Source organism: Pseudomonas wayambapalatensis (genome assembly GCF_049942315.1).
GTDB classification, from domain to species: Bacteria; Pseudomonadota; Gammaproteobacteria; order Pseudomonadales; family Pseudomonadaceae; genus Aquipseudomonas; species Aquipseudomonas wayambapalatensis.
Window position 1 is genome coordinate 26,140 of sequence record NZ_JBNFMU010000228.1, and the last position, 24,142, is coordinate 50,281.

Annotated in this window: 18 protein-coding genes; 6 read left to right on the plus strand and 12 right to left on the minus strand. The window is 65.2% G+C overall.

Annotated features, from left to right (window positions below):
* The 5 genes from mdcE to mdcA are packed head-to-tail and all read right to left on the minus strand — an operon-like array spanning position 1 to position 4,437.
* A complete protein-coding gene (gene mdcE, locus ACPZMI_RS21815; protein WP_426353054.1) occupies positions 1-792 on the minus strand; it encodes a biotin-independent malonate decarboxylase subunit gamma in 792 nt (263 codons plus the stop codon).
* Positions 792-1,637 (minus strand): biotin-independent malonate decarboxylase subunit beta, encoded by an 846-nt coding sequence (locus tag ACPZMI_RS21820; RefSeq protein WP_288377344.1) that lies wholly within the window; start codon positions 1,635-1,637, stop codon positions 792-794. The genes mdcE and ACPZMI_RS21820 overlap by 1 nt, the downstream gene beginning before the upstream one ends.
* On the minus strand, positions 1,630-1,929 hold the full coding sequence (locus ACPZMI_RS21825) for a malonate decarboxylase subunit delta (protein WP_186664499.1): 300 nt from the start codon (positions 1,927-1,929) through the stop codon (positions 1,630-1,632). Before ACPZMI_RS21825 ends, ACPZMI_RS21820 begins: the two co-directional genes overlap by 8 nt.
* Before the next feature lies 1 nt (position 1,930).
* A complete protein-coding gene (locus ACPZMI_RS21830) occupies positions 1,931-2,776 on the minus strand; it encodes a triphosphoribosyl-dephospho-CoA synthase (protein WP_426353055.1) in 846 nt (281 codons plus the stop codon).
* Positions 2,776-4,437: a malonate decarboxylase subunit alpha gene (mdcA, locus tag ACPZMI_RS21835; RefSeq protein ID WP_186719465.1), complete on the minus strand. Its 1,662-nt coding sequence runs from the start codon at positions 4,435-4,437 to the stop codon at positions 2,776-2,778. The genes ACPZMI_RS21830 and mdcA overlap by 1 nt, the downstream gene beginning before the upstream one ends.
* Before the next feature lie 316 nt (positions 4,438-4,753).
* Here mdcA and ACPZMI_RS21840 point away from each other — a divergent pair, with 316 nt between their 5' ends.
* Positions 4,754-5,509, plus strand: a complete 756-nt coding sequence (locus ACPZMI_RS21840; protein ID WP_411382555.1) for a PIG-L deacetylase family protein — start codon at positions 4,754-4,756, stop codon at positions 5,507-5,509.
* A gap of 25 nt (positions 5,510-5,534) precedes the next feature.
* Here ACPZMI_RS21840 and ACPZMI_RS21845 read toward each other — a convergent pair whose 3' ends face one another.
* Positions 5,535-6,434: a helix-turn-helix domain-containing protein gene (locus ACPZMI_RS21845; RefSeq protein WP_186664492.1), complete on the minus strand. Its 900-nt coding sequence runs from the start codon at positions 6,432-6,434 to the stop codon at positions 5,535-5,537.
* A 188-nt stretch (positions 6,435-6,622) separates the two neighbouring features.
* Here ACPZMI_RS21845 and ACPZMI_RS21850 point away from each other — a divergent pair, with 188 nt between their 5' ends.
* The 3 genes from ACPZMI_RS21850 to ACPZMI_RS21860 all read left to right on the plus strand — a co-directional run bounded on the left by ACPZMI_RS21850 (position 6,623) and on the right by ACPZMI_RS21860 (position 10,481).
* Positions 6,623-7,981: a glutamine synthetase family protein gene (locus tag ACPZMI_RS21850; protein ID WP_054891312.1), complete on the plus strand. Its 1,359-nt coding sequence runs from the start codon at positions 6,623-6,625 to the stop codon at positions 7,979-7,981.
* 101 nt (positions 7,982-8,082) lie between these two features.
* Positions 8,083-9,171 (plus strand): polyamine ABC transporter substrate-binding protein, encoded by a 1,089-nt coding sequence (locus ACPZMI_RS21855; protein WP_186719466.1) that lies wholly within the window; start codon positions 8,083-8,085, stop codon positions 9,169-9,171.
* Positions 9,172-9,185: 14 nt separating this feature from the next.
* Positions 9,186-10,481, plus strand: coding sequence for an NAD(P)/FAD-dependent oxidoreductase (locus tag ACPZMI_RS21860; protein WP_426353056.1), 1,296 nt, complete (start codon positions 9,186-9,188; stop codon positions 10,479-10,481).
* Here ACPZMI_RS21860 and ACPZMI_RS21865 read toward each other — a convergent pair whose 3' ends face one another.
* Positions 10,482-10,787, minus strand: coding sequence for a helix-turn-helix domain-containing protein (locus tag ACPZMI_RS21865; RefSeq protein WP_186664486.1), 306 nt, complete (start codon positions 10,785-10,787; stop codon positions 10,482-10,484).
* A gap of 200 nt (positions 10,788-10,987) precedes the next feature.
* On the opposite strand from ACPZMI_RS21865, the gene ACPZMI_RS21870 reads away from it, so the two are divergent.
* Positions 10,988-11,665, plus strand: a complete 678-nt coding sequence (locus ACPZMI_RS21870; protein ID WP_426353057.1) for a DUF3313 domain-containing protein — start codon at positions 10,988-10,990, stop codon at positions 11,663-11,665.
* A 90-nt stretch (positions 11,666-11,755) separates the two neighbouring features.
* Here the strand turns inward: ACPZMI_RS21870 and ACPZMI_RS21875 are convergent, their stop codons facing one another.
* The 3 genes from ACPZMI_RS21875 to ACPZMI_RS21885 form a co-directional block, all read right to left on the minus strand.
* Complete coding sequence (locus ACPZMI_RS21875) at positions 11,756-12,637, minus strand: alpha/beta fold hydrolase (RefSeq protein WP_426353058.1); 882 nt, start codon at positions 12,635-12,637, stop codon at positions 11,756-11,758.
* Positions 12,638-12,765: 128 nt separating this feature from the next.
* Positions 12,766-14,073, minus strand: coding sequence for a serine/threonine transporter (locus ACPZMI_RS21880; protein WP_186719471.1), 1,308 nt, complete (start codon positions 14,071-14,073; stop codon positions 12,766-12,768).
* Positions 14,074-14,294: 221 nt separating this feature from the next.
* Positions 14,295-15,671, minus strand: coding sequence for an L-serine ammonia-lyase (locus ACPZMI_RS21885; RefSeq protein WP_186664476.1), 1,377 nt, complete (start codon positions 15,669-15,671; stop codon positions 14,295-14,297).
* A 146-nt stretch (positions 15,672-15,817) separates the two neighbouring features.
* Between ACPZMI_RS21885 and ACPZMI_RS21890 the strand changes: the two genes are divergently transcribed.
* Entirely contained in the window at positions 15,818-16,753 is a 936-nt protein-coding gene (locus ACPZMI_RS21890) for a LysR substrate-binding domain-containing protein (RefSeq protein WP_186664474.1), read from the plus strand.
* A gap of 46 nt (positions 16,754-16,799) precedes the next feature.
* Here ACPZMI_RS21890 and mnxG read toward each other — a convergent pair whose 3' ends face one another.
* Together mnxG and ACPZMI_RS21900 are read right to left on the minus strand one after the other, a co-directional pair.
* Positions 16,800-22,649: a manganese-oxidizing multicopper oxidase MnxG gene (mnxG, locus tag ACPZMI_RS21895; protein ID WP_426353059.1), complete on the minus strand. Its 5,850-nt coding sequence runs from the start codon at positions 22,647-22,649 to the stop codon at positions 16,800-16,802.
* A 146-nt stretch (positions 22,650-22,795) separates the two neighbouring features.
* On the minus strand, positions 22,796-24,130 hold the full coding sequence (locus ACPZMI_RS21900; RefSeq protein WP_186664470.1) for an LLM class flavin-dependent oxidoreductase: 1,335 nt from the start codon (positions 24,128-24,130) through the stop codon (positions 22,796-22,798).
* Positions 24,131-24,142: the final 12 nt, after the last annotated feature.

Here is a 24,142-nt window from a genome sequence, read left to right on the forward strand (position 1 = left end):
TCAGGCCTCCTGCCATTGGCTGCGCAGACGCTGACGCACCTCGCGCGAGGCGCTGCGATGCTCGCCGTCCAGGCGGCTACGCAGGTCGGTGGCGTCGCCGATATCGCGCACGGCATCGATCAGGCTGGCGCGCACCTGTGCCAGGTCCTGGGCGGTCGGCGCCTGCGCGTTATCCACGGCAAGACGCGTGTGCAGCAGCCCTAACGAGGCATAGCTACCCAGGTCGTAGGCCATCGGCGGCACTTCGGCGGCCAAGGCTTCCAGGTCCTCGACGCTGCGCAGGGTGATACGCGCCGCCGCCGCCTTGCCCATGGCATGCACCATGACGCCACTGTCATCCAGCGCGATCAGGCGTTGCGCCTGGTAGCCGTGGGCAAGAAACGCCCCGGACATCGCCTTGCCCACCAGCAGCCCGATCACCGGATGCCCGGCCAGACGCGCCTGGGCGTAGGCCTCCACCGCAGCGGCCAGGGCCTGATGGATACCCAGCGCTTCCTCACGCCGCCCGTAGGCCTGGCTGGGCACATCGATCAGCGCAACCAGCACGCGTTTCTCACCGTCGCGGTCGGCGTCCACCGCCTCGGCGACCGCCTTGGCAAGGCCCCAGCCTTCCAGCAGGCCGACTTCGCCGGTACGGGCCCGGGCAAAGGGATTGTGCACATCGGGCACCACGGCGATAAAGCGCGCCAGGCGATTGTCCAGTTCGCCATCGACCACCTGCACCGAGGCGGGAAAACCTGGCAGCGGCTCGCCGCTGGCAAGGCCCTGCAACCAGTTCTGGGCACGGTTCATCAGGCATCTCCTTGATACAGGGCACGCACGGCGGCGGCATCGAGTTGCGGGCAGTCGTCGCCCAGTTGCGCCAGGCGCTCGAGAAACCATTGATGGCGGCTGGCACGCTGCGCAGAGGGTGCGGCCAGCAACGCCAGCAACTGGCTGCGGATCGCCTCGACGTCATCGGCGACGTAGGCGTCCACCAAGCCGCTGGCGTGACGCTGCTCGCCACCGGTGAGGCTCCAGATGAAAGGCCGGTCACGCGAATCGTATTCACCAATCCCCGCTTCCTGCTCGATCACCTGTGGGCCATTGAGGCCCAGACGTGCTTCGCGGGTTACCAGCAGGTGACTGCACAGCCCGGCAGCAATGGACATGCCGCCGAAGCAGCCGACTGAACCCGCGATCACGCCAACGACCGGTTGGTGGGCGCGCAGTTCGATGATCGCGGCCTGGATCTCGGCAATCGCTGCCAGGCCCAGGTTGGCCTCCTGCAGACGCACGCCACCGGTCTCCAGCAGCAGCACGGCGCAGGTGGGGATGCCGTTACGGTTGTCTTCGGCGGCCAGCTCCAAGGCGCCGGCGATCTTGGCGCCCCCCACCTCGCCCATGCTGCCGCCCTGGAACCCGCCTTCGATGGCCGCGACCACGGCGGGACGCCCGGCGAGCTTGCCCTTGGCGATGACCACGCCGTCATCGGCCTGCGGCACGATGCCCTGGCGTGGCAGCCAGGGCGACATCAGGCGATCGAAGGGGCCGAGCAGCTCGCGGAAACTGCCCGTGTCGAGCAGGGCCCGGGCACGCTGCCGGGCGCCCAGTTCGACGAAACTGCGGCTGTGCAGCAGGCGTTCGCTATCAGTCATGGCCGATCTCCTCGAAGCCTTGTTCCAGGCGCAGGCGCACCACCCCGGGGGTGGCGCCGAAATCATGGATGTCGATCTTCAGCGCGGGCAAGTCGCGGCCGTCGAACAGGCGCTGGAACAGCTGGCTCCAGCGGGCCTGGCTGCCGTTGACCGAGGTCACCACCTGGATGTCGAGGCTGCCGGCCTGGCCGGGCTCGATCAGCACCTCCAGGTCGCCGGAGCTGACGCAGCCGACCAGGGCGCGGCCACGGCCCGGTTGTGCGGCGGGGAATTGAAAGTTCAGGGTTTCCATGTCACAGGCTCCCGGCTTTGTCGAGGAACAGGCAGGCGGCCAGCAGATCAGCGGCACCGCCTGGAGAGGCATTGAGTTGCAGCAGGCGAGCCTCCAGGGCGCGCAGTTGACGGCGACCCGCCAAGCTGGCGCTGCCGCCTGCGTCGAGCACCGCGCGGGCTCCTTGCTGCAGGGCATCCAGACCTTGCTCGCCGGCGCGCCAGAGCACGCAGGTGTCGCTCAGCGAAGCCATGATCGCCAGCAGTGCATCCAGGCGCGCATGGGTCTCGCTGGCGCCCGCGGCGCGGCTACGCCGAAGTTGCGGCAGGCCGTGACCGGTGATCGCCGGAAAGCCTTGCTGGGCCTGCTCGCGGGCGCCACCCGCACCATAGCGGCGGCGCACCTGAATGCCGTGGCTGTCCTGTACAGGAGCGCTCGGATCGGCGATCAGCGCAAGGCGCCCGGCACGTGCGGCAAGGGTATGTGGATCGCTGCTCACCGGGCTCAGCGCCCGCGCCGCAACCAGCAGCCCCAGCGCCCAGATCGCACCCCGGTGGGTATTGACCCCGGCCGTGGTGGCAAGCATCGCTGCCTCGCCTTCACGCCCAAGGCGTCCAAGCTCTGCGCGCAGCGGCGCCGCGATCTCGCCATGGCGTTGCGCGGCTTCGGCCATCTGTCGCAAGCACGGCCACAGCGACAGCGCCGAGGCGTGCATCAAGGCCAGGTTCATGTCGCCATGGGCGCCACTGCCACGGCGGTCCACCAGCCCGGGCTTGGGCGAGAGGTCGGCCTCTTCGATCAAGGCTTCGACGGCCAGGTCGGCCAACTGATCCGGCAAGGCCAGGGGCTGTATGCAAAGTGCTTTCATCACCAGCTCCTGAAACGTGCGGGCGGGTTGTACAGCCCACCGGACCACTCCACGAGGTCGGCGATGCTGCGTGCGGCGAGCAACTCACGGCTGGCGTCGGTACGGCGGATGCCCAGGTCTTCGGGCAAGGCCACCAGCCCTTCGCGGCGCAGGCGCTCGGTATCCTTGGGGTCATGGCGCAGGCCAATGGCGGTAACCCCGGCCACCGCCGCGATCATCTGCTGGCGCTCCTGCAGGCTGCGCGCCTTGTACAGGTAGGCGATGCCCTCTTCGGTGAGCAGGTGGGTCACGTCATCGCCATAGATCATCACCGGCGCCAACGGCATGCCGGCCTTCTTCGCCACCTCGACCGCATCCAGGGTTTCGACGAAGGTGGGTTTGCCGCCCTCCTGGTAGGTCTCGACCATCTGCACCACCAGCTTGCGCCCACGTTCGAGCAGGGTTTCGGGCACGGTCATGTCCAGCCAGGCCGGAGTCGCGTGGCGCCGCCCGCGTGGGTCGTGGCCCATGTTGGGTGCGCCGCCGAAGCCAGCCAGGCGGCCACGGGTGACCGTCGAGGAATGGCCGTCGCCATCGACCTGCAAGGTGGCGCCGATGAACAGGTCCACCGCGTACTGCCCCGCCAGCTGGCACATCAGCCGGTTGGAGCGCATCGAACCGTCGCGCCCGGTGAAGAACACATCCGGACGCTGGGCGATGTAGTCTTCCATGCCCAGCTCAGTGCCGAAGCAGTGCACGCTCTGGACCCAGCCGGTCTCGATGGCCGGGATCAGCGTTGGATGAGGGTTGAGGGTCCAGTTGCGGCAGATCTTGCCCTTCAGCCCCAGCGACTCGCCGTAGGTCGGCAGGATCAGCTCGATGGCAGCGGTATTGAAGCCGATGCCGTGGTTGAGCGACTGCACCTGGTGTTTTTCATAGATGCCGCGGATCGCCATCATCGCCATCAGCACATGCACCGGCTTGATATGACGCGGGTCGCGGGTGAACAGCGGCTCGATGTAGAACGGCTGGTCGGCGACCACCACGAAGTCGATCCAAGAGGCTGGGATGTCCACCCTGGGCAGGTCGTCGACATGCTCCACCAACTGGTTGACCTGGGCGATGACGATGCCGTCGCTGAACGCCGTGGGCTCGACCAGCGCCGGGGTGTCCTCGGTGCTGGGGCCGGTGTAGAGGTTGCCATCGCGGTCGGCAGTGAAGCCTGCGACCAGCGTGACATTGGGGATCAGGTCCACCAGCAGGCGCGAATAGAGTTCGATGTAGGTGTGGATGGCGCCGACTTCGAGCAGACCGTCTTCGAGCAACTGGCCGATGCGCTGGCTCTGGGGGCCGGCGAAGGAGAAATCGAGCTTGCGGGCGATGCCGCGTTCGAACAGGTCCAAGTGCTCGGCGCGGCTGACGCTGGGCATGATCAGGTGCAGGTCGTGGAGGCGGCCAGGGTCGGCCTTGGCCAGCGAGCGCGAAAGAAAGTCCGCCTGCTTCTGGTTGTTGCCTTCGAGCACCACTCGATCACCCGGGGCGATCAGCAGTTCGAGGGCCTCGACGATACGCTCGGTGGGCAGCACCACGCCATCGGCGAGGTGACGCACCCGCTCGAGACGGCGCTGCTTTTCGGCGCGCCTTCTCGACCATTGCGGCGGTGGATTCTTCGTTGTGGTCATTGGTGACTCCACGGGTTCGCTGTCGTGGGGTCACCTTAGGCCTGGGGGATGGGGGCATCAATCAAGCACGGTGGCTGATCGTTACGGTGAGCGTAAAGGTTTGGCCACGAGGTGCCATCACTGCAGCCCGCGCCCACGTCAAACCCGCCTAACATTCAGATCGTGTGGCACCAGCTTTTTTGAACTCTCCCCTCACCCGCTCCCTCAATCATTCTGAGACCCGGGAATCTCGCCGAAACCCGCCATGACCAAGCCGCCGCAGAATACCCGCGCCTGTATTGGTTTGAGTTCGACTGACAGCAGGAGCTTGGCAACGATGAACGAGCACATGATCCAGGCTGACGCGGGAACCCCTTGGAGCGAATGGCAGAAATCCGCGCACCTGGCCCGGGCCGCCTGGATCACCCCCGAACAACTGTGCCCGCCGGGCCGGCGCCTGGTGTTGGTAGCGCCGCATCCGGATGACGAGGTGCTCATGGCGGGCGGATTATTGAGTCACTTCCATGGCCGCGAGCAGGACCTCGTGCTCATCTCTGCCACCGACGGCGAAGGCAGCCACCCAGGCTCGGCTCAATGGAGCGAACGACGCCTGCGTCACCAGCGCCCGCTGGAAAGCCGCCATGCCTTGCAGCAGCTCGATCTGCGGGTCGCGGACCTGGATTGGCGACGGCTGAACCTCAAGGACGGTGCCCTGCCCCGCGATGAGGCCTTCCTGGTCAATCACTTGAGCCAGTTGCTGCAACCCGGCGACCTGCTGATGTGCCCCTGGCGCCACGACGGTCATTGCGACCATGACGCGGTGGGCCGTGCCTGCGCACAGGCCGCCCAGGCGCGTGGTGCAACGCTGGCCGAAGCGCCGATATGGGCGTGGCGCTGGTCGACGCCGGACGATCCTCGGCTACCTTGGCAACGCGCGCGTCGTATCCAGCTCGACGAAGCCAGCCTCGCGCGCAAGCGCCAGGCCATTGCTGCCCATGTCAGTCAGATGGAGGCGGATGCGGACACGCCGCCCGTGGTGCCGCAACAGCTGCTGGAATGCCTGCTGCAGCCTTTTGAGCTGGTCTTTATCTGACAGCCAACCTCTCGCAGATGCCACTTCAGCGCCCGCGCTTGAGCGTCTCGCTCGGCAACTCGCGGAACAACTGGCGATAGCTCTCGGAAAACCGCCCCAGGTGCCAGAATGACCAACGCATCGCCACTTCCGCTACCGTCACGTCGCTGGCGCCGCGCAGCAGGTCGCGGCGCGCACCGTTGAGTCGGCGCAGACGCAGCCAATGCGCCGGGGGCATGCCGGTAAAGGCCTTGAAGGCCTCCTGCAATTGACGCAACGACACCCCGGCCACCTGCGCCAGCTCCATGAGATTGAGCGTTTCTTCCGGGCAGTCCGCTGCCCATTCGCTGACCCGCTGCATGATCGCCCGCTCTTCACCGCGCTTGCCCAGTGCCTGGCCCTGCAGGCGCTGGCAGGCGTTGTCGAGGATGAACAGGCAGTCATCGAGCAGTTGCTCGGCCAAGGCCTGCCCTTCAAGCGGGCAGTCAGCCTGCGCCAGGCGTGTCAGGGTCGCGCTCAGCCAACTGCCGAACAGGGCATTCTGGCCGCTGCCCAGCGGAACCATGAACAGCCCCTGCAGACGCTCCAGATCCAGGCCGTGGCGCTGCAGGAACGGTTGGTCGAACACCACCGCCACTTCCTGGTAGTTCTCCGGGGTGATCCAGATGTTGCGGCTTTGCTCGTTGAGCAGGTACAGGCTGTTCTCGACCTGGTCGAAACAGAAGGTCAACGAACCGCTCGGCGCGCGGAAGAACTGTTCGACGCGAGTGTTCAGGCGCTCTTCGTACACCTCGACGCCATCGAGCCCCAGGCAGCGCAACTGACCGCTGAAATGCCCGGGCGACATCTGCCGGTATTGCTGCTGCCAACCGGGCGTGGCGCGAACCTGCTCGGTGACATCGGTGGTGTTGAAGGCCTGGACCTGCAAGGCGTTTTGCGTATTCACGCGGCGTCCTATATGCACTCTTTTGGTGCATTGATTGACGGAGAAAACGGATAGATAGCCCCGGGGGGCTGCGCCCAAGATAGTCCTCAGCGTGACCTGTGGGAAGTGGCTTCGTGCAACGGCGTGCAATACCAGCACACGGCGCACGGCCTGCGTACCCACCACCAAAACCCAACCAAGAGGTCTGTATGAACGCCCCCTTCGATCAGCTGTCCGCCTGGCTGAAAGAACACCGGATCACCGAAGTCGAATGCGTGGTCAGTGACCTGACCGGCATTGCCCGCGGCAAGATCGCCCCGACCAACAAGTTCCTCAACGAGCGTGGCATGCGCCTGCCCGAGAGTGTGCTGCTGCAGACCGTCACCGGCGACTTCGTCGATGACGACATCTACTACGGCCTGCTCGATCCGGCCGACATCGACATGATCTGCCGCCCCGATCCTGCGGCGGTGTACCAGATCCCTTGGGCGATCGAACCGACCGCCATCGTCATCCACGACACCTTCGACAAGCACGGCAACCCCATCGAACTGTCGCCACGCAACGTCCTGAAGAAAGTCCTCAAACTCTACGCCGACAAGGGCTGGCAGCCGATCGTTGCGCCCGAGATGGAGTTCTACCTCACCCAGCGCTGCGAAGACCCGGACCTGCCACTGCAGGCGCCACTGGGCCGTTCGGGCCGCGCCGAAAGTGGCCGACAGTCGTTCTCCATCGATGCTGCGAACGAATTCGACCCGCTGTTCGAGGACGTCTACGACTGGTGCGAAATCCAGTGCCTGGACCTGGACACGCTGATCCACGAAGACGGCCCGGCACAGATGGAGATCAACTTCCGTCACGGCGACGCCCTGGACCTGGCCGACCAGATCACCGTGTTCAAGCGCACCATGCGCGAGGCGGCGCTCAAGCACAATGTCACCGCCACCTTCATGGCCAAGCCGATCACCGACGAGCCGGGCAGTGCCATGCACCTGCACCAGAGCGTGGTCGACATCGCCACCGGCAAGCCGGTGTTCGCCAATGAAGACGGCAGCATGAGCGAGCTGTTCCTGCACCACATCGGCGGCCTGCAGAAGTACATCCCCAAGGTGCTGCCGATGTTCGCGCCGAACGTCAACTCGTTCCGCCGCTTCCTGCCAGACACCTCGGCACCGGTGAACGTGGAATGGGGCGAGGAAAACCGCACCGCCGGCCTGCGCGTCCCGACCTCCAGCCCCGAGGCGATGCGGGTCGAGAACCGTCTGCCGGGCGCCGATGCCAACCCTTACCTGGCGATCGCCGCGAGCCTGCTGTGCGGCTACCTGGGCATGATCGAGAAGATCGAGCCGAGTGCGCCGGTACAGGGCCGCGCCTACGAGCGTCGCAACCTGCGCCTGCCGATCACCATCGAGGATGCGCTGCAGCACATGGAAGACTGCAAGGTCCTGGAAGACTACCTGGGGCGCCAGTTCGTCCAGGGCTACGTCGCAGTCAAGCGCGCCGAGCATGAGAACTTCAAGCGGGTGATCAGCTCCTGGGAGCGCGAGTTCCTGCTGCTGAGCGTCTGACCCCACGGAGGGTGCCTGCGGGAGCGGCTGCTCCCGCAGGCAACGCGCTGCCCTGCTTCTGCTTCATCGAACCCGAAGAACAAGACCAACGAGGTGCCGACATGCGTCACTTGCAAACCCTGATTCCCGCAGCCTTCGCCCTGCTGTTCGGCGCGGCCGCCCATGCCGAGCCCACGGTCAGCGTGTACAACTGGACCGACTACATTGGCGACACCACCCTGGCCGACTTCCAGGCCAGTACCGGGATCAAGGTGGTGTATGACGTCTTCGACTCCAACGAAACCCTCGAGGGCAAGCTGCTCGCCGGGCGCACCGGCTACGATGTGGTGGTGCCCTCGAACCACTTCCTCGCCCGCCAGGCCAAGGCCGGCGCGTTCCTGCCGCTCGACCGCAGCAAGCTGCCGAACTGGCAGCACCTGGACCCGAAACTGCTCAAGCAACTGGAGCAGAACGACCCGGGCAACCAGTACGCCGTACCGTACCTGTGGGGCACCAATGGCATCGGCTACAACGTCGAGAAGGTCAAGGCCGCGCTGGGCATCGACAAGGTCGACTCCTGGGCCGTGCTGTTCGAGCCAGAAAACCTGAAGAAACTCAAGCAATGCGGCGTGGCCTTCATGGACTCGCCCGACGAGCTGTTCCCGGCCATGCTCAACTACCTGGGCATGAACCCACGCAGCGAAGACCCGAAAGACTACGCCAAGGCCGAAGCACGGCTGATGGAGCTGCGTCCGTACATCACCTACTTCCACTCCTCCAAGTACGTCTCGGACCTGGCCAACGGTGATGTGTGCGTGGCCTTCGGCTACTCCGGCGACGTGTTCCAGGCGGCCAACCGCGCCGTGGAAGCCAAGAACGGCGTGAAGATCGCCTACAGCATTCCCAAGGAGGGCAGCAACCTGTGGTTCGACCTGCTGGCCATCCCCAAAGACGCCAGCAATCCTGACCAGGCCCTGGCCTTCATCAACTACCTGCTCGACCCGAAAGTGATCGCCAAGGTCAGTGCGACGGTCGGCTATGCCAACGCCAACCCTGACGCCAAGGCGTTCATGGACAAGTCGCTGGTGGAAAATCCCGAGATCTATCCGTCCCAGGAAGTGCTGGACAAGCTCTACGTTTCCAGCACCCCCAGCCCGCAGATCATGCGGGTCATGACCCGCTCCTGGAGCAAGATCAAGTCCAACCGCTGATTCGAGTGTTTCCGATGCCTCATCAAACCGAACACACCGCCTCCTACTACGCCGCCACGGCCCGCGCCACGGCCCCCTACCCTGAGCTCGAAGGGGAGTTGAGCGCCGACGTGTGCGTGGTCGGCGGCGGCCTGACCGGCGTCAACACCGCGCTGGAGCTGGCCGAGCGGGGCCTGTCGGTGATCCTGCTGGAAGCTCGGCGTATCGGCTGGGGCGCAAGCGGGCGCAATGGCGGGCAACTGATCCGTGGTATCGGCCATGACGTGTCGGGCTTTGCCCGCTACGTCGGCCAGGACGGCGTGCGTTACCTCAAGCAGGCAGGCCTGGACTCGGTCGAACTGGTGGCCAGGCGCATCGAGCAGTACAACATCGAGTGCGACCTGCGCTGGGGCTTCTGTGAGCTGGCCAATACAGCGGCGCAGTTCGATGCGTTCAACGACGAACTGCAGGACCTGGCCGAACTGGGCTACCGGCACGAAACCCGGCTGATCGCCCCAGAGCGCATCCGCGAGGTCGTTGCCAGTGACCAGTACGCCGGCGGCCTGGTGGACATGGGCTCCGGCCACCTGCATCCACTGGACCTGGTGCAGGGCGAAGCCCGCGCCGCCAGCAGCCTTGGCGTGCGCATCTTCGAGCAGACCGCTGTGCAACGCATCGAACACGGCCCTACCGTCACCTTGCACTGCGCCCGCGGCAAGGTACGGGCCAAGAGCCTGGTGTTGGGGTGCAATGCGCACCTGGACGAGCTGGAGCCGCGCTTGACCGGCAAGGTGCTGCCCGCCGGCAGCTACGTGGTGGCTACCGAACCGCTGTCAGAAGCCCTGGCGCGCAGCCTGATCCCGCAGAACATGGCCCTGTGCGACCAGAAGGTCGGCCTTGACTACTATCGCCTGACCGCCGACCGCCGCCTGCTGTTTGGTGGCGCCTGCCACTACTCCGGGCGCGATCCGAAGGACATCGCCGCCTACATGCGCCCGAAAGTGCTGAAGGTGTTCCCGCAACTGGCCGATGTGCGCATCGACTTCCAATGGGGCGGCATGATCGGCATCACCGCCAACCGCTTCCCCCAGGTGGGCCGCCTGAGCCAGCATCCGAACGTGTATTACGCCCAGGGTTACTCCGGGCATGGCCTGAACGTGACCCACTGGACCGCCAAGCTGTTGGCCGAGGCCATCGCCGTCGGCCACAGCCAGGGCCTGGATATCTTCAGTACCGTACCGCACCTGACCTTCCCCGGCGGCAAGGCCCTGCGCTCGCCGCTGCTGGCACTGGGGATGTTGTGGTATCGCGTGCGGGAGGTGCTGGGCTGATCAGAGAATGGCCTGGAGGCCCTTGTCGGCAATGATATTGAGCAGTTTCAGCGCGGGCCCGGCTGGCCGGGTCTCCCCCTGCTCCCATTTGCGTACGGTAGATGCACTGGTATGCAAATGCAGTGCGAAAACCGGCTGGCTGAAATTGAGCGCCTCGCGCAGGCGCTTGATGTCCAGCGCAGTGAAATCCCTGACGGGCGCAGGACAGATGGCCTCGAATTCGCGCATCGTTACCTTGCCAACCACGCCAGCCTGGTAAAGCACAGACAGGTCGTCACGCAACGACTCAATCAATTTGCTGGTCACAATACAGCGCCTCAAAACATACCCGTAACGGGCATATATTTGCAGTCTTGCTGGTAATGTAACAGTCCGACAGTTGAAGATTCCTTGTGGGAATTCACATCACCGAACCAAGGACGCATACCAACCCACCGGCAAACTGGCCAACCGCCAAGCACCTGCTAGCGTTGATCTGGCCTCCCCCTCAATGGACGCTACCGATCATGAAACCGCTGCCTCGCGCTACCCTGCTGTGCGCTGCCTTGCTCGCCCTGGCCGCCTGCTCCAGCAACCGCGTCGATCCGAGCCAGTATTCCGGGTTTCTCAAGGACTACAGCCGGCTCAAGCCGGCGGAAAGTGTTTCCGGGGCGCCGGTGATGCGCTGGATCGACCCGGGGCTCAAGGCCAGCCAGTATCGACAGGTCTACATCGAGCCCAGCCAGTTCTATCCCAAGCCACAACCCACGGCGGTGATCTCGGCGCAGACCCTGCAGGCGATCACCCGCTACTTCGACGACGCCATGCGCCGGGAACTGGGCAGCGTGCTGACGGTGGTCAGCGCTCCAGGCCCGGGAACGATCGTGGTACGCCCGGCGATCACCGCAGTGTCGACCAGGACCGAGGGCCTGAAGCCCTATGAAGTGGTGCCCATCGCCCTGGTGGCCGCAGCGGTGAACACTGCAGCCGGTGGTCGTGACCAGGAAGTGGACATCGCCGTGGAGGCGGCCTTCCTCGACGGTGCCAACCAGAAAGTGCTGGCCCAGGTGGTGCGCAAGGGCACCGGCGAGGCGCTGGAGAACGACACCGCGCAGCTCAAGCTGGAGAACGTCAAGCCGGTGCTCGATGGCTGGGCCAGCGACATGCGCCGCAGTGTCGTGGAGCTGCGCAAGAAGGGCCAGTAAACGGCGCCGGGTCAGTCTTTCGCGACCGTTGGAAACAGCACAGCGAGGCTCCTGTAGATGTTGATGTCGTCCAGGACAGGTCAGGTCGTATCAGGCGTGCTGCAGGAACGGCAGGGCTTGCTCGAGCAGGGCTTGCGGGGCTTCTTCGGGAATGTAGTGACCACAGGGCAGCTCGTTGCCGCGCACGTCCTCGGCACAGGCACGCCACTCCTTAAGCGGGTCGAAGCACTTGCCGATCACGCCGTCACGGCCCCACATCACCAGCAGCGGGGTCTTCACAGCGTTCCCGGCATCGATATCGGCCTGGTCATGTTCCAGGTCGATGCCTGCAGCGGCCCGATAGTCTTCGCACACGCCATGCGCCGCGCCCGGTAGCGACAGGCAGCGACGGTACTCGGCGAACGCCTCGTCGGTGAACGGCGCAAGGCCGGCACTGCGCCCGCCCATGACACTGCGCAGGTAACCTTCCGGGTTGGCTTCGATCAAGGTTTCAGGCAGCGGCGCCGGGCGGATGAGGAAGAACCAGTGCCAGTAGGCACGGGCGAAAGCTTCGTTGGTCTGGCGGTACATCGCCAGGGTCGGGGCGATGTCCAGCAGCACCAGGCGGTTGAGGCGCTGGGAGTGGTCGAGCGCCAGGCGGTGCGCGACCCGCGCGCCGCGGTCGTGGGCCATCAGGGCGAATTGCTCGAAGCCCAGGGCCTGCATGAGCCCGACCATATCGGCCGCCATGCGGCGCTTGGAATACGCCTCATGCCGGTCGTCGGCCTCAGGCTTGGCCGAATCGCCGTAGCCGCGCAGGTCAGCGGCGACCACGGTGAAATGCTCGGCCAGCTTCTCGGCCACCTTGTGCCAGATCACATGGGTCTGCGGGTGGCCGTGCAACAGCAGCAACGCCGGCCCCTTGCCGCCGATACGGTAGGCGATCTCGATACCTTCGACGTGCTGGAAGGCTTTCTTGAAACCCTGGAACATGCCAATCACTCCGTTTCGTGTGCACTCAGGCCGCAAGGCGACCCTCCAGGTGCCGAGCATAGCTGCGGCACCAAAGGCATCAAGAACGCAAATGCAGAGCGAAGCAACACGAATCGTGGAGCATGGCCTCAGGCAACGAAGCCGTAGAAGATCGCCGACAGGGTGATCAACCCCACCAGCACGACGAAGACGTTCGACAGCGCGCCCGAGTACTTGCGCAGCGAAGGCACCTTGCGCACTGCATACATCGGCATCAGGAACAGCAGGCAGGCCAGCACCGGGCCACCGAGGCTTTCGATCAGGCCGAGGATGCTCGGGTTGAGGGTCGCCACGATCCAGCAACCCAGCACCATGAACAGCGCCGTGACACGCTCCAGGCGCTTGGCCGACCAGCTTTTACCGCGGCTGCGCAGGCTCTTGACGATCATGCCCTGGAAGCCTTCGCTGGCACCGATGTAGTGGCCCAGGAACGATTTGGTGATCGCCACCAGAGCAATCAGGGGCGCGACAAAAGCGATGACCGGGGTCTGGAAGTGGTTGGCCAGGTACGACAGGATCGAGATGTTCTGCACCTTGGCCGCAGCCAGGTCGGCCGGGCTCAGGGCCAGCACGCAACTGAAGCAGAAGAACATCACCGTCAGCACCATCATCAGGTGGGCGGTGGCCAGGGTGCGGCCGCTCTTGCGGTCGGCGTCGGCGCCGTAGCGGTGCTTCTGGTCGACGGCGAAGGCCGAGATGATCGGCGAGTGGTTGAACGAGAACACCATCACCGGAATCGCCAGCCACAGGGTCAGCAGCAGCCTGGAGGCGCTCAGGCCTTCGCTGGCCTGGGCGAAGAAGGCGCCGTTCCAGTTGGGGATCAGGCTCAGGGCCAGCAGCAGGAGCGAGGCGACGAAGGGATAGACCAGCACGCTCATGACCTTGACGATGATCTGCTGGCCGCAGCGCACCACCACCATCAGGCCGGCGATCAACAGCAGCGACAACAGCGCACGCGGCGGCGCGGTCACGTGCAGCTGGTGTTCGAGGAAACTGGTGAGAGTGTTGGTCAAGGCCACGCTGTAGACCAACAGGATGGGGAAGATCGCCAGGAAGTAGAGCAAGGTGATGAGCTTGCCGGCGCCCACACCGAAATGCTCCTCGACCACCTCGGTGATGTCTTCGTTGCCGCCACGGCGCCCGGACAGCACGAAGCGGGTCAGCGCACGGTGCGCATAGAAGGTCATCGGGAAAGCCAGCAGCGCGAGGATCAACAGCGGCCAGAAGCCCCCTACCCCGGCATTGATCGGCAGGAACAGGGTGCCGGCGCCGATGGCGGTGCCGTACAGGCCCAGGGCCCAGGTGGTGTCGTGGCGGTTCCAGCTGCGCGTGGCTGTGGTCGAAGCCGGCGCAGCCGAATCCGCACGAACGGTCGTGGTGTTGTGTACATCAGTCATGGGTTTCGCCTTTGTAGTTGTTTTTGTTGCTCGGTGAAGCGGGTGTTGCAGGTGGATTCAGGCGTGTTGAGTCGGGCTCCTTGAGCGCCTGTGCTCGGTCCTCTGCACCGACGCGATACCTGTAGGAGCGGGCTTGCCCGCGAAAAAGACACCGCTGCCTGGCATGGGCTACGCCCGTGTTCGCAGTTGCGCCTTCAGGGCTGGGTTGCGAACAGGGCGACTCAACACTCGACGAAGGCGACGGCCAGGCCGCCGCGCGAAGTTTCCTTGTAGTTGGCGTGCATGTCCGCGCCGGTGTCGCGCATGGTGCGGATCACCCGATCGAGGGAGATGAAATGCTCGCCATCACCCCGCAAGGCCATCTGTACGGCGTTGATCGCCTTCACGGCGGCGATGGCATTACGCTCGATGCACGGCACCTGGACCAGACCGCCGACCGGATCGCAGGTCAGGCCGAGGTTGTGCTCCAGGGCAATTTCAGCGGCGTTTTCCAGCTGCGGCGGCGTGGCGCCGAGCACTTCGGCAAGGCCTGCAGCGGCCATGGAGCAGGCCGAACCGACCTCCCCCTGGCAACCCACTTCGGCGCCGGAGATCGATGCGTTTTTCTTGCACAGGATGCCGACCGCCGCCGCTGCCAGCAGAAAGGCCACCACGTCGTCATCACAGGCGCCCGGGTTGAACTTCATGTAGTAGTGCAACACCGCCGGGATGATGCCGGCCGCACCATTGGTCGGTGCCGTGACCATGCGCCCGCCCGCGGCGTTCTCTTCGTTGACCGCCAGGGCGAACAGGTTGACCCACTCCATCGCGCTCAGGGTCGAGCCGATCACGTTGGGCTTGCCCAACTCCTGCAGGCTGCGATGCAGACGCGCAGCCCGGCGCTTGACCTTGAGCCCTCCAGGCAAGATGCCTTCATTGCGCAGGCCGTTGTCGACGCACTCGCGCATGGCCGCCCAGATATTCAGCAAGCCGCTGCGGATCTCATCTTCGCTGCGCCAGGCCAGTTCGTTGGCCATCATCAACTGGCCCACGGTCAAGCCATGGGTCTTGCACAACGCCAGCAGCTCGGCGCCTGACGAAAACTCGTAGGGCAACTCGACCTGCGCGACGCGACTGACCGGGGCATCGATTTCAGCTTGCTCGATGATGAAGCCGCCACCCACGGAGTAGTAGGTCTGGGTCAGCAGGCTGCCCTGCCCGTCCAGCGCTTCCAGGCTCATGGCATTGGGGTGATAGTCCAGGTTTTCGTCGAGCAGGCGCATGTCGCGGCTGTACTGGAACGCCACCGGGTGCGAGCCATCGAGCATCAGGCACTGCTCCTGCATCAACTGGTCGATGCGCGGCTCGATGCTGTGCGGGTCGATGCGGTCCGGCCACTGGCCCATCAGGCCGAGCAGGCAGGCGCGATCGGTGGCATGACCGACGCCGGTGGCCGACAGCGAGCCATACAGGCGCACCTCGACCCGCTGCACCTGGGCCAGCAGGCCGCGCTCGCGCAGCAACCGGGCGAAGGTGGCGGCGGCACGCATGGGCCCCACGGTGTGGGAACTGGACGGCCCGATGCCGATCTTGAAGAGGTCGAAAACACTGATAGCCATGCTAATGCCTGACCGCCGCGACGTTACTCGCCGCTGCGCGGCCCTCCGGAAAAATTGATGGGTACTGCGAATTTGCGCGATACTGCCGCGCTCGCCTGGCGATGACCAACGAAAATTCCTAAGCAAGCCTTTAGCAGGACTAAACAATGAAAGGGCAGCTCAACGGCCAGGTGTTCGTCTGGTTGCATGTGTTCTCCTGTGCCGCGCGGCACCTGTCGTTCACCCGCTGTGCCGAAGAGCTGCACATCACCCCCGGGGCGGTCAGCCAGCAGATGCGCCAGCTTGAAGAGCGCCTGGGCTTCGCCCTGTTCCTGCGCCGTGCCCGTGGCGTGGAGCTGACAGCCGAGGGACAGCGCCTGGCGCAGACCGTGGCCGAGGCCTATGGCAGCATCGAAGCTGAACTGCTGCGTCTGGACGCCGGCGAAATTCGCGGTACCTTGCGCCTGCGCTCGATCCCTTCGTTCCTCGCCAAATGGCTGACCCCGCGCCTGCCGCGCTTCCAGCAGCGCTACCCGGACATCGAGCTGCGCCTGGTGGCCGAGGACAGCAAACAGGCCCTGCACGACGGCGATTTCGACCTGGCGATCGACCTCAACGACGGCAGCTATCCTGGAATGCTCTCGACCCCACTGCTGGACGAACAGATCTTCCCGGTCTGCTCCCCGGCCCTGCTGCGCGGTCGCCCGCCCCTGCACGGCCCGGCCGATCTGGTGCACTACCCGCTGCTGCACGACATCACGGCCTGGCGCGGCAGTTCGGAGTACGCGGAGTGGGAGTTCTACCTTGACGGTATCGGTGCGGGTGGCCTGAACGTACGACGCGGCCACACCTTCAACCGCAATCACCTGACCATCGAGGCGGCGATTGCCGGTATCGGCGTTGCGATTGCACGGCGGACCTTGCTCAACGACGAACTCGAGCGCGGCACGCTGATCGTTCCGTTCGGTGTACCGATCCCCAATCACAAGCGTTATGTACTGCTCTACCCGCCTGGTGGCCTGACCCAACCCGGCGCCCGCGCAGTGCATGACTGGCTGGTGGAAGAAGCACAGACCTTTCGCGCCCTGCATCCGCTGATGTGAAACGGCCCCGCTGCCGGTTGCCTGGCAGCGGGGCCGCACACCCTGGTTACTGTGCTGGTGCAGTGGTCGGTGGCGCTTCGTTGGTCACCCGCAGGATCCCCCATAACCCGGCGGTATTGCCGTAGGCGGCGTAGTCGCGGAACAGGTAGTCCCCCGGCACCGCGTTGGCACCACCCGCGCTGGGCAGCATGAAGCTGAAGTGCGCCGCCGGCAGCACGCTCTCCTGCGCGCCGATGTACATCGCCATCGGGTTGTAGCCGAAGCGCACCGAACCGATGCCCGGCAGGCCCATAGGGTAGCCGTCCAGGTCGTTCTTCTCGGCCTGGTAGGCATGCAGCGGCCACAGGTGCCCGTCGAGCTGGTAGGTGATACCGCGGCTACCACCACTGGGCATCAGCACATGGCTGCGCAGCGGTTGACCGGGCTTGGCCCAAAGCACCGGTGTCTGCGGATCGCCGTTGACCAGGGCGTTGCTGTAGGCCATATGGGCGTTGGGGACATCGGCGAAGCCATGACCATCGGCGTGGCCGAAGGGGGCGTCCGGTGCCAGGCCGAAGCGCAACCACAAGGGCTCGGTCTTGTAGTTGATGGCCATGTTGCCATTGTCTTTCGGATCACCCGGCACGCCATTGCCCTCGGTGGCGATCCCCTCCACAGGACGCCCATCGGCCCAGCGCATGTTCAGCGAGCGTTGCCATACCGTCACCAGGTCACGGTAGTCGGCCTGGCCGCTGACCTTGACCGTGGCCTGGGCGCGGCTGGCGCTGTCTTCGGTCCAGGTGGCGGTCTGTGGAAGGACGCTCATGGCGCCAACAAGACCTTTCTGAGGCTGCTTGATGAAGTCCGCCGGGGTCAGGTTGAGCCCGCCGAACTCGATGGCGGTGGTGTTGATGTTGTCCACCGTACGCCCCAGTTGCAGCACCGGCTTGCCCTCGCGCTCCAGATGCCCGGCGTAGTACTGATACACCTTGCTCGGGTACGTCCCACTGTTGCCCGCCCGTGGCGGGACAGTCTGCACGGGGTTGAGGCCGACGTTGGCGCCATCGGACTTGGTGATGTCGTACGCCAGCAACTGCGCATGCAAGCCAACATGGCTGGACGGGCGCATCAGGTTGTTGTTGAAGGCCGTGGAGCCCTCGCTGGCATTGCGATCACGCTTGACCACGTTCTGCATCACCGCCGTACTGGGCAGGTCCGGCATCATCAGCGGCAGGCGGTTCTCCAGGGTGATGCTGATGCAATCCCCCGCACTGGCACGCAGTACCAAGGGTTCTACTGGAATACCTGGCTTGAGTTTGCCGGTCACGGCATCGAGGTCGGCCTTGCGCACATACAGCACCGCCGTCGGGTCATGCAGCGGCGCACTGTGGCCGCCCAGGGTGAAGGTCGTGCCGTCCTCCTCGTCGGTCACGGTTGCCAATGAAATGCTGGTGCGCCGACTGTTGAACACCAAGGTCCCGCCGTTGCTCTTCAACGGCCCGCCGACGTGCTGGTTGACCCACGCCGGATCGCTGATGCTGACACCCTGGCGGTTCTCCAGAATGTCATTGGCCAGCGCGGCAACCACTTCATAGCTGCGCTTGACCGTCGGCCGGGTGCCGATGCCATTGGCATTGGTCGTGGTTTTCGGGCAGATGCCGTCGAAGTTCACGGTGTTGCGCATGGCCACCGGTTGCGGGTTGTTCGGCAGAGCAATCAAGTCTGGCCGCTGCGCCGTGTAGTTGCGCATTACCCCCCAGATGCCGTTCCAGTAACCCTCCAGCGCCGCATCCAGCGAATACAGGTAGTCGCCGTTGGTGGCGGCGGAGCTTGAGATCATCGACACCGGTGCCATGAAACCCATCTGCTCGGAGATACCCACCATCTGCGAGGCTTTCCACCCCGAGTTGGAGCTGCTGCCGAAACCTGAACCGTTCTGCAGCCACTTCACGCCATGCAGGGTCACGTTGTGCTCCTCTTCATGCCCACCAGCGTGCATGCGCAAGCGCACGTTGTCGCCGGAATAGGTGCGCAGCATCGGGGTGAACGGATCGCCTGGCTCGGTGCCCTTGTTGATGTGCGGCGGGAACAGCGTGGTGCCGCCAGTAGGGCCGATCGCCGAGGTGATTGCCGAGGGCGCCAGGTTCATCGCTGGAATCGCCCGGTCGGTGCGGGTCTGCAGGGCATAGGCCAGGTCGCCACCCAGGCCGTCGGCCTGCATGCCGCGCTTGCCGTCCGGGCCGACCTTGTTGGGGTCGAACACACGCAGGGCCAGCGGTTCGTTGCGGTAGTTGACGACGAACATCCCCGGATCATCCACCGAAATCGCCTGTGGGCACGGCCGGGTCGGACAGCCTGGGCTCAGCCCGCCGCGCGACTCGACCACCGCCTCCAACAGGTTCGACGCCTTCTGCCGCACCGGCGGGTTGATGGCGTAGCGGAAGCTGTCGGCGGTGGCCGGATACGCCTGGCCGTTAGGCACGCCATCGGGGCCGGCCCCCACGTACACACCCGCTTCATAGGCATGCTGGAAGTCGCTGTACTCGAGGAAGAACTCGCGGTAGCTGTCGTTGCGCCCGTCGCCATCGTGGTCGCCGGTCTGGATCACGGCCTGCCACGAAGTCGGCCCGCCATCCTGGCGCAGGGCCGGGTTGTACAACTGCTCGCCGGTTTCGGCGTGGTACCAGGTGGAGCCTGCGGGTTCTGCCAGCACGGTGGCATACAGGCCCAACTGCTGATGGGTCGATGGGCCGAGGTGGTCGTGGGTGAAGATGGTGCCCAGGCCACGGTCGACGTTGTACACGTTGATCAGAGGATCGGCGAACCAGCGTTGCATGGCCGTGCGCGCGCCGAGCCAGTCTGCCCGGCCGAAGCGGCCGAAGTACGGATGCTGGCGTGCTTTCGGGCAGGCCGCCGAGCCATCGCGGGCATCGCCCTCGCTGCAGCCGTTGTAGGCGCGGATGGCATCCACGCGCTCGACCACGCTGCCGGGCGAGAGAATGCCATCTTCGTAGTTCCAGCCATTGGCAGAGCCGTCGGCGGCGGTCAGGTCCCATTTGGGCAAGTGGATGTGCTGGCCGATCACGTCCGTCGGGGTGCGCACCTGGTAGTCGTCCATTTCGTAGAACGAGGGGATCAGGTTGGTGTGCACGTACTGGGTGCAATCGAAGGTGTTCATGCGCATCACCAGCGGCTCCGGTGGGCGCTGCTTGGTGATCACCGGCCAGGCGTCTTCCCACAGGGCCAGGATGCGCGCCTGCGGGAAGTGGTAGCCGACCTTGTTGTACACCGCATCGAACTGGATATTGGCGGCCTTGTAGACGCGCGGACGGTCGGCGGTGAAGGTCGAGGCGCCGCGAAAACTCATGCCGGTGAGGCTCTCGCCGCTGGCGAATTCACCCCCCCCGGAGGATTGGGTCAGGCGCTTGCCGCGATCATCCATGCAGGGTTCGTAGAATGGCGCGCCTGCGGTGGGCAAGGCGCCGTTGGTACGGAAGGCCTTGGCCACCGGTGCACTGCCGGGTATCAGGGCGAAGCTTGGGTGCTCGGCCTTGGCGTGGAACTGCATGGCGGCCTGTTCGACCTCGGTGCCCTCCTCGGGCAGGTAGATCGGCTTGGCCTTGTGCACCACCTTGGAGAAATCCAGTTTGGTGGTGGTGGTCACCGCCTCGCCGCCCGCCGATACGCCGTCCAGCGCATGGCGACCGAGGCCGCCGTCCCAGCCATCGACCTGGTTGGGGTCCAGGTTGGCCCACAGTGCCTTGCCGCTGTCCTTGAGCTGGCGAGCCAGGGCCGGGTCGAGCATGTCCAGCGGTGGGGTTGGCGGACGCTGACCGACACTGCTTTCCATGCCACCGACCCAGAACGGATAGCCGGGGTTCTTCAGGGTTCCGTCGGCATTGCGATTGGTTTCGCTGCGATCGACCAGGGCCAGCGACCCCACGGCCCGTGGCGCGCTGGCGCCCTGCCCATGGTCATCGCCACCCTCCTCTTGAGCTTCGTCGTCACCCTGTTCGGCGACGAGGGTCTCGGCCAGTTTCGGCACCACCGTCACCTTGCCCGGCATCGGCGCCATGGCCTTGCCTGGCAGCGGCACGACCGCCGGAATCGGCGTACCGGCGACGATCTCGCCGTCGGGCAGCGCCCGGGCTCCGCTGGCTGGCTTGCCATTGCGCAAGGCGAACGGCGTAGCGTGGAAGCCATTCTCGCTGTCACCACTCACGGCCAGGCGTGTGCCGGGCTCGAACACATCGTGCACCCGCCACATGGCCCACATGCCCTGGGCAAAGTGCGGATAGAAGTGACAGTGATAGATCGCATCGCCCGCCACGCGGTTGCGGTTGCCCGAACCGCCATTGGCGATTTCATAGGTGTAGCCGACCCCCGGGCCGATGCCCTGGGCGTCGATATAGTCCGAATTGTCGTCGTTGGGGTTGAACAGCCACTGGTGGCCGTGCAGGTGGAAGATGTGCTGCTCGTGGCCGTTGTGGGTGTTGCGGAACTTGGTGAAGTCACCGATATAGCTGTGGTGCACGTTGGACGGCTCGGCCGGGTACAGGGCCATGCTCGCCTTCACCCCTGTGGCGCTGGCCGGCGGCACTTCGCCAGGGCGGATGTGCTCGAGGCCGACGTTGGCCGGAACATCCACCAGGGTGCCGATATCGCCGACGGTATGGGCGCTGAGGAAGAACTCCTCGTAGGCACACGACAGGCAGTCGTGCATCGGCCCGACGCCCAGACGGTTGGCCACCACCTCGGCGCCCATGCCGCCGGAGCCGTAGTTGATCATGAACGAGTCACGTGCCGGCTCCAGCACATGCCCCATCACCGGGTCCGCCCAGTAACCCGGGAAGGCCTGGGTACCGGCCACCTCGTCGGCGAACTGCGAAGCGAAATCACGGAAGGCTTCGAGGCGGTTGGGCAATGCCGGGTTGCGCTTGCCGACGCTTTCCAGCGGGTAGGTCGCGCGCGGGAAGCTGCCATCGGGGTTGGGGCCCATGACGATGGCATCGGTTTCGCTGCTGAGGATCTCGTTGCCATCGACCATGGCAATGATCGGTTTGCCGGCCTTGCCTTCGGCGATCCACGGTTGGACCTGCGGATAACGTGCCTCGTAGTCGATCACTGGCTGGCCGGTGGCGGTACGGCCTGAGGTGGCCAGGCGCATTTCCTCTTCGGTCAGGGTGTTGCGATAGGTCCGTCCGGCCTTGGGCACCACCACCACCTGGCCAAACAAACCATTGGCGACATTCCCGGCATTGCCTTCACCGCCAAAGGGCGCGCCACGGCTGGAGGCGGCAAAGGCGCCCTCGCGCTCGGCGTAGAGCGTGTAGCTGCGGGTGCCGCCCGGGGCGATCAGGAAGTTGGCGTTGCGCCCGGTATTGGCGGCGATGTCGGCGATGCTGTTGACCGCCTGCATGCCATTGACCTGGAAGCCGACATGGCGATCGCTGACCTGTTCGTCGGCCACGAAGTGTTCGTCGTCCTCGACTTCAGGTAGCTCGACCTCTTCGCCCTCCTCGCCCTCGGCTTCCTCGGGGTGAATGCCGTGCTTGTTGGGATTGGCCTGGTAAGCGAGCAAGTTGGTGAGGTTGACCGTCAGGCAGTCGCCTGCGGCAACCCGCAGCACGATCGGGCGCGGGCGTTTGTCCGGGCGCAGGGTGACCTTGCCCGGCACCGCAGCGCCGCCCTGGCTCAGCGGAACGTGATGCTCATCGACCACATCGTGGCGCAGGGCGAACATCATGCCATTGGCGTTCTGCGCGCCCAGGCGGTTGAACATCAACGGCTGGTCCAACGCCACCACATTGGCCACCAGGGTGCGCTGGCACTGCACGGCCGCTTCGCCAGTGGCCTGCCAGGCCAGCACGGCCAGGGCGAGTGACGTCAGGATGGAGCCTTTGGGCGGGGTCTTCATGCTGCACCTCCGGGGACACAGGGACTCTGCGAGGTGCCGGAGCAAGGGTCATGCCATGGGAAAAAATCTTGTTCTTTCAGTAGCTTATATGTCCAAAGGGATCGCAGTGGGGGCGATTCCCCACTGCAATTCCCCTTTATCGGGGGTCATGTCCGCAACGAGAACTGGTTCACTGCCTTGGGCAGGCCAAGGTGCTCGCGCAGCGTGCTGCCCTGGTATTCGCGTCGAAACAATCCGCGCCGCTGCAGCAACGGCACCACTTCCTCGACGAACACCCGCGCGCCTGAAGGAAACATGTCGGGCATGATGTTGAAACCATCTCCCGCCCCGGCCAGGAACCACTCGGCCAGAGTGTCGGCGACCTGCTCAGGGGTGCCGACCGCCAGCCGATGGCCCACCAGGATGCGTCGTGACAACTGGCGGATGGTCAGGTTTTCGCGCCGGGCCAGGTTCAGCTGCGCCTCGAGAAAGCCATGGGAGCCCTGCTCGAACGCTGCCACCGGGCCGATCCTGGCCCAGGGCAAGGGTGCATCCGGGTCCAGCTCGCGGGCATCGATACCGATGCGTCCGGCCACTTGCTGCAACAGGCCATGCTCGCCATGCCAGGCGTTGAGCTCGTCGAAACGCGCATGGGCCTCGGCCTCGGTGCTGCCGATCACCGTCGACAGCCCCGGCATGATCTTCAGGTGCCTCGGGTCTCGCCCCCAGGCCTTGGCGCGGGCTTTCATCTCCCGGTAGAAGGCTTGCCCGTCAGGCAAGGTGGTCTGGGTGGTGAAGATCGCATCGGCATAGCGCGACCCCAGCGCCTTGCCGCCTTCGGAGGAACCCGCCTGGACCAGGACCGGACGCCCCTGGGGCGAGCGTGGCAGGTTCAGCGGACCTTTGACCTGAAAGTGCCGCCCCTTGAAGTCGAGGGTGTGGACCTTGTCCGGGTCGGCGAAGCGCCCTCCTGCCCGGTCACCGATCACGGCGTCTTCTTCCCAGCTGTCCCACAGCTTGAGCGTCACCTCGAGAAATTCCTCGGCGCGGCCATAGCGATCGACATGCAGCGGCGCACCCGCCAGGCCGAAATTCTGCGCGGCGGCGTCGCCGGCGTTGGTGACCACGTTCCATGCCGCACGCCCACCGCTGATGTGATCCAGCGAGGCGATGCGCCGGGCCAGGTTGAACGGTTCGTTGTAGGTACTCGAACAGGTGGCGATCACCCCGATGCGCTCGGTGGCGGCGGCCAAGGCGGTCAGCAGCAGGGTCGGTTCCAGCCGTCCACCCGGCTGGCTGGCGACATCGCCGGGCAACGCCGGGCCGTCCGCGAGAAAGACCGCATCCAGACAACCCTTTTCCGAAATCCGGGCAATATCGCGGTAGTAGGCGACATCGACATAGGCGTCGATGGCCGCCTCGCCCTGGCGCCACGCTCCGGCGTGGGCGCCGAACCCCAGGATGTTCATGCCCAGGCTCATCTGCGCTACATCTGTGCTCATGAGGCTCTCCGT